This is a genomic window from Cyanobacteriota bacterium, from assembly GCA_025054735.1.
In the GTDB taxonomy this organism is placed as follows: Bacteria; Cyanobacteriota; Cyanobacteriia; order SKYG9; family SKYG9; genus SKYG9.
Genome location: JANWZG010000461.1, coordinates 1 through 2,807 on the forward strand (window position 1 = coordinate 1; position 2,807 = coordinate 2,807).

The 2,807-nt window shown below is 51.4% G+C and carries 3 protein-coding genes; 2 read left to right on the plus strand and 1 reads right to left on the minus strand.

Annotation, left to right across the window (positions count from 1 at the left end; genetic code table 11):
• Positions 1 to 984, plus strand: a 984-nt coding sequence (locus tag NZ772_16805) for a protein kinase (GenBank protein ID MCS6815215.1), incomplete at its 5' end; no start/stop codon positions are given.
• A gap of 42 nt (positions 985 to 1,026) precedes the next feature.
• On the opposite strand, the gene NZ772_16810 is transcribed toward NZ772_16805, so the two are convergent.
• Positions 1,027 to 1,254: a hypothetical protein gene (locus NZ772_16810; GenBank protein ID MCS6815216.1), complete on the minus strand. Its 228-nt coding sequence runs from the start codon at positions 1,252 to 1,254 to the stop codon at positions 1,027 to 1,029.
• A gap of 150 nt (positions 1,255 to 1,404) precedes the next feature.
• Here NZ772_16810 and NZ772_16815 point away from each other — a divergent pair.
• The coding region (locus tag NZ772_16815; protein ID MCS6815217.1) for a hypothetical protein at positions 1,405 to 2,807 on the plus strand (1,403 nt) is incomplete at its 3' end.

A 2,807-nucleotide genomic window follows, 5' to 3' on the forward strand; every position in this document is an offset into this window, starting at 1 on the left:
GAGGTCGTTGAAGTGCTGCGAGAAATGTTAAAGATCCTGAGATTTGTCCATGCCCATGGTTCTATCCACCGGGATATTAAACCCTCAAACATCATGCGACACCGCAATGGAACGCTGTATTTGCTAGATTTTGGAGCTGTCAAGCAAGTCGCCAAGGGATCCGGAATACAAGGTTCTACCGGGATCTATTCCCTCGGCTACGCTCCCCCAGAACAAACTAGCGGCGGACAGGTGTTTCCTTCCACGGATTTGTATGCCCTGGCAGTAACTTGCATTCAATTGCTGACGGGTAAGCCGCCTACAGAATTATTTGATTCCTACACCAACACTTGGAACTGGCGACCCTATGCGACTGTCAGCGATCGCCTTGCCAGCATTCTGGATCGCATGTTACTGTCTGCGCCCAATCAGCGGTTTCAAACGGTCGATGAGGTCATCGCTGCTATCAAGTCACCATCTCCCCCAGCTACCCCTGCGACTTCCCCAACGGCTAGCGTCCCCAAGCCAGTTCACCAGTCCACTGCTCTTCAACCACCACCTCCACTTCCCACAATGCCCCCCCAGACATCACTCCCAGCGCCATCACCACCTCGACCGAAGCCTGCTCGTTCTGCCCGTCGTCAGCCAGCTACACTGTCTTTTTCCATTTGGGAATTATTGCTTGGAGGGGCCTTTGCTGGTTTTGAGGGCAGCCTAGTGACGATCGCACTCGTGAACTTGTTGGGCCTATCACCTGTTAGCGGTGGGTTAGCTTTGTTAACCTTGGCAGGCATGATTTTTTTCCAATCTCGTCGCTGGATAGAAAAGTGGGACTACCTTATCCTGGCAGGGATTAGTATTGCTTTGATGGCATTTTTGCCTGGATTGCGTGCAGGCAACCCAATGACTGGCATTCTCGTACTAGCAGGTTTAGGAGGACTGGTGGCGATCGCCGCAGCCTCCTTGTTTCGCATCATTTTTAGCCTGTTAGCTCGGTTTTTCTAGCTGCCAACACCACTCCACGATCACTAGTCACAGCCGTTTCAGCTACTGTTCCGGAGGAGGGGTCGTAGGAGCCGTTAAGGTGGGCAGCCGATCGCGGCGCAATAACTCTTCACTCGCTTCGCCTAACTCCTGCAATCCCTTAAGCAGTGCCCGAATACCAAGCATCGCTGCTAATGTAGGAATCGTAGCAATGCCAAGTAAGATTTCGGGTGCAACTGTGATCTCACGAGTGGTCGAGTCAGAATTGATCTTAGTAAATGGAGATACCATAGGGTGCTGCCAGTGAATCATGAGTCTGCAATAGATGAATAGAACTGCGAGGGCTGTAGAGATACTGGTGACTTACTCTAGCCAATTAATCCCAAACCCTCTGGCTCTACATCATTTATTTTTGAGTACACTTTAGCAAATACCATTAGGTTGTCTAGTCGTGCCGAGATGGGAAATTATCGCCAAGTTATGATGTCGAAAAAGCTGCCCGCAAGCCGTCCTGTCAGTTTACGGCACAGCCAGCGTATGCTTGCCAAGTGGGCATTTCTGGCAACGGGTTTACAGCGCATTCGTGTGCAAGCGCGGGTACAGGGCAATAATTTACATCTGTTGTATGAGGCACCCCAGTATCCCCATCAACACACGATCGTCAACCAAATGGTTCCAGCCCTAGCAGCTACCGATCTCACAAAATTCTTGCCCCATGGGCATCCTCCCCTCTATCAAGTCTTTCTCTACGGACGAGCCGTTGGACAAGAGTATCCGGCTTGGGTGAAAGAAATTTTGCTAAACCAGTTAGATGGACACCTTGCCGAACTAGAAGCTGAACGAGCGCTGAACAATCCTAGCCCATCTTCAGCGGGTGATGAGCAAGATTCATCCAGTGCCTCTAATGCCTCAGCTATAACTAGCCATGAACAGGCTACACCAGCAACAACAGCGAACGCATCTGCTGCCATCGTGTTAACTAACCGCAGCTTAGCCAAGCAGGGACAGGCAGATGGCATTGCCCGTTTCCTGAGCGAAACATTGGGCATGTTGGGGGTTGCCGTCAAGGTAAAGGTGGAAGTCAGAAAACGGCGATCGGCTCCCACTACAGACACTGTTGATTCTGATGCAGACGAGCAGGCTCATGTCACAACTTATCCACCCGTTGATAAGTCCCGTCGTAAGCGCATCTGCATCTATTGTGAGTCTTCCTACAGTCCAGATCCGTCACTCTTGGCAGAGACGATCGCTAGGCAACTGCGAGACTTGCAGCTAGAGGGCTTCCGAGATGCTCTGATCTTTAGTCAGGTTACCGGAGAAACCCAACCAGACTGGACATTGCGCATCGATCTCACGCCGCCTAGTGAGATTCTTACCTACCTAGCACGATGGGGACATATTCCCACTATTCAGCGCCTCTTAAACCAAAGTCTTGAGCCGCTGGGCATTCAAGCCTCCTGTTCTCAAAAGCAGTTGAGCTTGCATGTTGTGTGTCAGCTCACAAAACTAGCAGCATCCTCATCCCAAGCCGACTCTTCTGAACAACCTGTAAGTATTCCCCCCCAAGAAACTGCCGTGGAAGCGGTGCGATCGCTGCTAGAGTTCATCGCTCCCCAAGGATTGTATGCAGCCTTTGTCTATGGCCAAGCGGCAACGGAGAAAAAACCAGCCTGGGTAGAGTGGTTCAAATTGCCCGCTGCGGATCATCCTGCCCTGTCGGAATCTGCTGAAGAACTGGCGAAACAGGGTGATATGCCTGCCCTGGCCTTCTTGTTGGGACTCGCCCTCAACCCTGATATAGAACGCCAACTAGCAACTGGTGGCATTCGTGTGCAGATTTGCCA

Coding starts and splice junctions, on each gene's coding strand:
- NZ772_16810 (MCS6815216.1), bottom strand. CDS start 1,254: ATGGTATCTCCATTTACTAAGATCAATTCTGACTCGACCACTCGTGAG.